The organism is Butyrivibrio sp., assembly GCF_017940685.1.
In the GTDB taxonomy this organism is placed as follows: domain Bacteria; phylum Bacillota; class Clostridia; order Lachnospirales; family Lachnospiraceae; genus Butyrivibrio.
This window is the reverse complement of the sequence record NZ_JAGAYD010000136.1, coordinates 1-5750: the sequence shown is the minus strand read 5'-3', so window position 1 is coordinate 5750 and position 5750 is coordinate 1. Positions and strand designations below refer to the sequence as shown.

Below are 5750 nucleotides of genomic sequence, written 5' to 3'. Positions count from 1 at the left end.
CATTGGGAGTCATCCCAATGAACCACTAACCCCGTCCCCATGGTCCACCCCTGTCTTGTTTTATCTTACGTCGCCGCCTTTAATCCAGCGCTTGTTTTCGTACATGGCTTCGTCAGCCCGTTCAAATACGTCGTTGACGTTAGAGTCAGTGTCCTGGTTGTAATCGGCAGTTCCTATGGCAATGACAGGTCCCTGGCCGCTCTTTTGGTTGTTGATGACTGTCTGTTTAAGGTCCGCTATGAGTTTTCTGCGGTTAATGTAGTCGTCGCTCCTTAGGAAGATGACAAACTCATCGCCGCCGATACGAAATACCGGGCTGTGGACAAAGGTGTCGCAAAGAAGCTTGGCTGAAGCCTTGATATACTCATCTCCTGCCTTATGTCCTTGTGTGTCGTTAACTTTCTTAAGGTCATTTATATCGCAGACTGCAAAGCCGAAGGGCAGGTAATCAAGTCCGCCCTCAATGTTGCCCTGAACAGATTTTTCAAGCTCGGCGAAAGCTGTCTTGTTCTTGGTTCCTGTAAGTTCGTCTCTTCGCGCAAGCTCTTTCTCTGTCTGGAGCGCTTTAAGGTGCTCTTTTTCTTTTTCAACTTCCTTCTCAATATTCTCCACACAGATAATGATGTGCTCACCATCACTGGTATTTCTGGCGATAAGTCTCATGTGTTCAACCTTGTCATCTACGATGAGCCTGTATTCAAGCACAATTCTCTTCATGCCCTCAAGAGAAGACAAAAGTTTATCTTTGTCCAGAGAATCAAGCATATATTCCCGGTCCTGAGGATGAACGATCATCATGATGTTGTTCAGGGTCTCAGTAAAGAAATCCTCTCCGGATCTTGCAACCTGAAGGTCTCCGTACAACTTGTCAGCGGAAAAGCCATCATAGTTCCCGGTCTTTACCTCAACATAGTAGATAGCATCATAGTTAGACGCCAATGTCTCAGCAATCCGGGTGAAAGTAACCTGGCTCTTACTCTTATCGATCTCCTGGGACTTAGCTGTCATAGTATCCTCTATATCAATGTCGCCCAAAACAAAATGTTTTTTGTCATCAGAGAGCCTTACAACAAAGCGGAAATATCTGTACTCATCTCCAACAAGCACCCTGTAGCGATAGGAATAAGAGGGCTTATTTTCAAGATTCTTGAGCATCTTGTTTTTAAAATACATGCTCTCAGCAAAAGCCCTGTCGTCAGGATGCGCATATTTCCTTGCGTTGGCACGGGTCTCTGCATAGAAGTCCACACCTTCTTTTGGAACATTCATTGAGTCATAGCGCTCACTGGTAGATACCTCAATGTACCTTCCGGATTCTATATCGATGTAATAAATTGCCTCGTAATCCCTTGCAAGTCCCGTTGCTATCTGAGTATATCTCTCTTTTTCCATCTGAGTAGCTACTTTAAACTCGCTGAGGGCTCTTTTTTCATCTTCCTCAATAAACACGTGAACAAGGCAGTTAGCCAAAAAGCAGCCAAATGTATAAAAGGGAGCATATGCGGTAAACATCTGAAGAGAAACAAAGACTGCCATAACTAGACCGGACATGCAGATCGCTCTGTAGTGCACTACATCACTTCCTGTAGCTCTTTTCATAGCAAGAAAAGAATAAAGGGTGATAACAGCAAACATAAAAAACTGCACGCCCAGTAAAAAGAATCTTCCCCAATGAGGGGTATATGTCATATCTTTTTCAAGGCTAAAAACTATCGGATTAAAAAGATTAAATATCAGACTGCAGATAACAAAGATACAGATTCCCCATCCAAGGCCAAGAAAGACTTTAGATTTTATGCCATTCTTCCTCAGATAGGCCACTACAAATCTGGTCCAGAACAAAACAGACACTGCCATGGCGCCAAAGTAAAGCATAGTATCAATATAAGCCAGATGCCATGTTTTTATCTCTAAAAGAAATACCCAAAGAAGGTCCCCTACATAAAAAAACATCAGCGAAATAAGGAACTGTGTATATTTGTAATAGGCACCATCCTTTGGTAAGTCTTTACGATTTTTGATGATCTCATGATTGATGATAAGATGATGGATCGCTGCAAGTATACTGGCACTCGCATAATACATTTTATTGCTGTCCTCCTGCCATATAGTCCGAGTAGCTCACCCCCGCATATTTTTTAAAGCATCTGCTAAAATAGTTGGGGTCAGGAATCCCAACTTCAGATGCCGTGCAGTACATCTTGGTACCTTTTTTGGCAAGCTGCTGCGCCTTTTTCATACGAAGGTCATTTAAGTATTCAACAAACTTGATCCCTGTGTCCTGTTTAAATTTTCTGGAAAGATAGCTGGGCGAAAAGCCAAACTCCTGAGCAACAAAAGCAAGGTTAAGTTTGGAATCTGTGAAGTTATCATCAAGATATTTCTTTATACTGTCTGTGGAACCGGCTTCTGCGGAATTGTCTGCCTTAGCCTCCAGCTCCTCCCAGTAGTCGGGAGCATCTTTAAGTTTAACCACAACTCTTTGAAGAACCTTGGTAATCTCCTCCCTGACCATGGGTTTTAGCATATAGTCAAATACAGGCATGCTTACGCATTTCCTTGCATATTCAAACTTATCAATGGCAGTCATGATGATGATCACAAGATGCGGGTACCTGTTTGTGGCAATCTCAGTAAATTCAATGCCATCCATGAAGGGCATTGAAATGTCTACAAATGCAATATCAGGCTTGAGATCGTCAATTATGTTGATAGCCTCAACGCCACTGGCTGCCTCTCCTACAACTTCCATCCCCAGCTCATCCCACTTGATTGCAGCTCTCATGAGCTTTCTTGCGGATTCTTCATCATCAATTATCATAACCCTAAACGGTCTGTTCATCAGCTACCCCAGCTCCTCTTTGATCAATTCCAGGAATGATGATCTCAATTTCAGTGAATTCCCCTTCTTCACTTCGTATTCTTACTGCATCCTGGTATCCGGTGTATATCCTGATCCTCTCAATGGTGCCCCAAAGGCCGAAGCTCTCATCAGCCTCCGCCGGGCGGTCTTTCTTTTCAAAAGAAAGGATCTTTTTAATCTGATCCTGCTTCATACCAACACCGGTATCTCTTACTATAATGTGAAGATCCGTCTCAGACCTGAAACTCTTTATACTGATAAGACCCTTCTCGCCCTTAAGTCTTATGCCGTGATAAATACTGTTTTCCACAAGGGGCTGAAGTATCAGTTTGGGAACGATACAGTTTTCTGTATCCGGTGTTACATCATATTCGTCTTCTATTATATCTCCATAACGAAGTTTTTGCAGTGATAAATAGTCTTTAACAATCTTAACCTCTCTAGAAAGCGGGATATCTCTTCCGCCCTTACTTAAGAAGTTTCTGTAAAAAGACCCCAAGGTTTCAAGCGCTTCGTGGACGTTATCAGCCCCTGCCTCCAGCGCCAGAAATCCGATGGTCTCAATTGAGTTATACAGGAAATGAGGCTTGATCTGCTCCTGCAGCACCCTCATCTCAGCTTTTTGCAAGGTTTTCTCATTTTCCATGAGCCTTTCAATAAGCTCATTAACGTGATCGATCATGTTGTTGTAGTCGCCTTCCAAAAGTTCCAGCTCACTACTTGATACAGCAACATTGATCTTATCAAGCTGTCCTGATGCCCTGTTCTTTTCCATGGCAGATGACAGCTCAAACACAGGATCCGTGATGTGCTTTCTGATAACACTTCCTGTGTAGAAGGCCAGTGAAACCAGGATCACCAAAAGAAATAACAGCACATAGATAACTCTGAAGGGAATACCCTCTTTTCCAAAATCAGACACCCTGATTATGACTATTGGCGCATCCTTAACCTGACAACCCGAGACTAAAACGCCTCTTCCATCCACCACCTTAGTTTGGTGAACGATTTTTTTTGACAAAAAGCTCTCATTAAAATAGCCTGCATAACTGCTGTTTCCAGCAAGGAAAGTTCCATCTGATCCCATGATACAGATATCATTGTAGTGGAGGCCAAAGAGCATGTTGTCAAAGATCACGGGCTTTATGTTCATGAGCATGATCCCGGTTCTCTCCTGGGAATCAATATCGTAGATGGCTCTTCCTATGGTGATAACTTTTCTGTCTCCGGCTTTTTTTGCAACACCGTTGGAGTTAAGGGACACTACAGCTGCGCCTTTTCCTTTATAAATATCACTCCTCCACCCCATATCCGAAATAGCATCGGAATCATAGGTGTAGGTGAATCTGTTGGTGCCAAGCACTATCATATCTTCTCGCATGACAATAACGGTATCAACACCCTCTGTTACATTCAGGATGTCCATGATCCCGTATCTGGCATCGTTTATCATGCTGATGTCCACCTTATTTACATCAGCCCTTAGAAACGAAACAAGACGACTCTCTGTCATAATAAGTCTTGAGAGTTCCTTGAAATTGTCCAGATCCGTACTGATGCTGCTGGAAAGCGTCTTTAGGATGTTCTCAGACTCTCGCACAGCATAGTCCCTTCTCTCCCTCTCCGTAAGGATATACATTGCTATAAGAAAAGAAATAGTGACTATAAGGACAATACCAAGTATTACTCTTTGAAGTCTTATTGATAGAGAAATCGTCTTTTTGTTTTTCGTAAAATTATTCATAGGATAAAGATATCACTTTTCCCGCGGGTTTTCACCCCTTTACAGCACCTGCGATGAAACTTTCCTGGATCCTTCTGCTAAGGAAGATGTAGAAGATCAGAGTTGGGAAAGTCGCAATTACGAGAGCCGCTCCAATCGGGCCCCAGTCTGTGGTATAGGCTCCTGAAAGAGCTTTGATACCAACTGGAAGAGTTCTGTGTGCTGAGTCTGAAATGAAGACATTAGCAAACATGAACTCGTTCCAGCACTGGAGATATGAGTAGACACCAACCGTTGACACAGCAGGCTTCATCAAAGGGAGGATTATTCTGAAAAAGGTTCCTGTAAGTGAGCATCCATCGATCCTGGCAGCCTCATCCAAAGCATATGGTATCTCAACCATGAAGCCTGTGCATATCAGGATAGACATGGACAGTGCAAATGCTGAATAAGGAACAATAAGCGTTGAGTACTTATTGAGCCAGTGAAGTTTTGAAAGCACTACATAAACCGGAACAATCGAAGCCTGAATCGGTATGGTGAGTCCCAGCATAAAGAATGCATTGGTCAGCCTGGACAGCTTCCAGCTGATCCTTGTTATAGCGTATGTTGCCATCATTGCAGCGAAAAGAGATATGCCGATGGCAAGTGTTGTTACCAAAAGGCTGTTTACAAAGTAAAGACCCATGTTACCTGTGCCCATGGCGCGGGTATAGTTGGACCAGAGCCAGTCTTTGGGAAGTCCTATGATGTTAGCTCCAAAAATCTCTTCGTTTGACTTAAGTGAAAACGTGAACATGAAATAGATAGGGAAGAGATTAACAAGGGCCCAGAAAGTCAGAAATACATACATCAGGACTTTTGCAGCCGGATTTGTCTTTTTGATTTGATCTGTAGTATTTGTGTTCCCCATTATTCATCCTTCTCCCTAAATATCGCAGTAATAGCAAGTGCAAAGGCAAAGCAGAGCAAAATAAGCATTACAGATATAGTACTTCCCATACCGTACCTGTTCCTTAAGAACAGCATGTTCTCAAGAAGTGTACTAGGCACTTCTGTAGTCTGGAAAGGACCACCTTCTGTCAGGATCCTTACAAGGTCGTATGTCTTTAAGGAACCTGTTACCGCAAAGATAACGCTGACTCTGATGATTGGCTTGATGAT

Annotated in this window: 4 protein-coding genes and 1 pseudogene; all 5 read right to left on the bottom strand. The window is 43.0% G+C overall.

Annotation, left to right across the window (positions count from 1 at the left end):
• Nucleotides 1-60: 60 nt before the first annotated feature.
• Nucleotides 61-2085, bottom strand: a complete 2025-nt coding sequence (locus J6I68_RS08725) for a GGDEF domain-containing protein (RefSeq protein ID WP_292219685.1) — start codon at nt 2083-2085, stop codon at nt 61-63.
• A gap of 1 nt (nt 2086) precedes the next feature.
• Nucleotides 2087-2842 carry a response regulator transcription factor gene (locus tag J6I68_RS08720; protein ID WP_292219682.1) on the bottom strand — a complete coding sequence of 252 codons (756 nt, stop codon included), beginning with the start codon at nt 2840-2842 and terminating at the stop codon, nt 2087-2089.
• Nucleotides 2826-4607 carry a sensor histidine kinase gene (locus tag J6I68_RS08715; RefSeq protein WP_292219679.1) on the bottom strand — a complete coding sequence of 594 codons (1782 nt, stop codon included), beginning with the start codon at nt 4605-4607 and terminating at the stop codon, nt 2826-2828. Before J6I68_RS08715 ends, J6I68_RS08720 begins: the two co-directional genes overlap by 17 nt.
• Before the next feature lie 31 nt (nt 4608-4638).
• Nucleotides 4639-5499, bottom strand: coding sequence for a carbohydrate ABC transporter permease (locus J6I68_RS08710; RefSeq protein ID WP_292219676.1), 861 nt, complete (start codon nt 5497-5499; stop codon nt 4639-4641).
• Nucleotides 5499-5750 (bottom strand): annotated as a pseudogene (locus tag J6I68_RS08705) (carbohydrate ABC transporter permease); the annotation flags it as partial. The gene J6I68_RS08710 and the pseudogene J6I68_RS08705, both read right to left, overlap by 1 nt.

Coding starts and splice junctions, on each gene's coding strand:
- J6I68_RS08725 (WP_292219685.1), bottom strand. CDS start 2,085: ATGTATTATGCGAGTGCCAGTATACTTGCAGCGATCCATCATCTTATC.
- J6I68_RS08720 (WP_292219682.1), bottom strand. CDS start 2,842: ATGAACAGACCGTTTAGGGTTATGATAATTGATGATGAAGAATCCGCA.
- J6I68_RS08715 (WP_292219679.1), bottom strand. CDS start 4,607: ATGAATAATTTTACGAAAAACAAAAAGACGATTTCTCTATCAATAAGA.
- J6I68_RS08710 (WP_292219676.1), bottom strand. CDS start 5,499: ATGGGGAACACAAATACTACAGATCAAATCAAAAAGACAAATCCGGCT.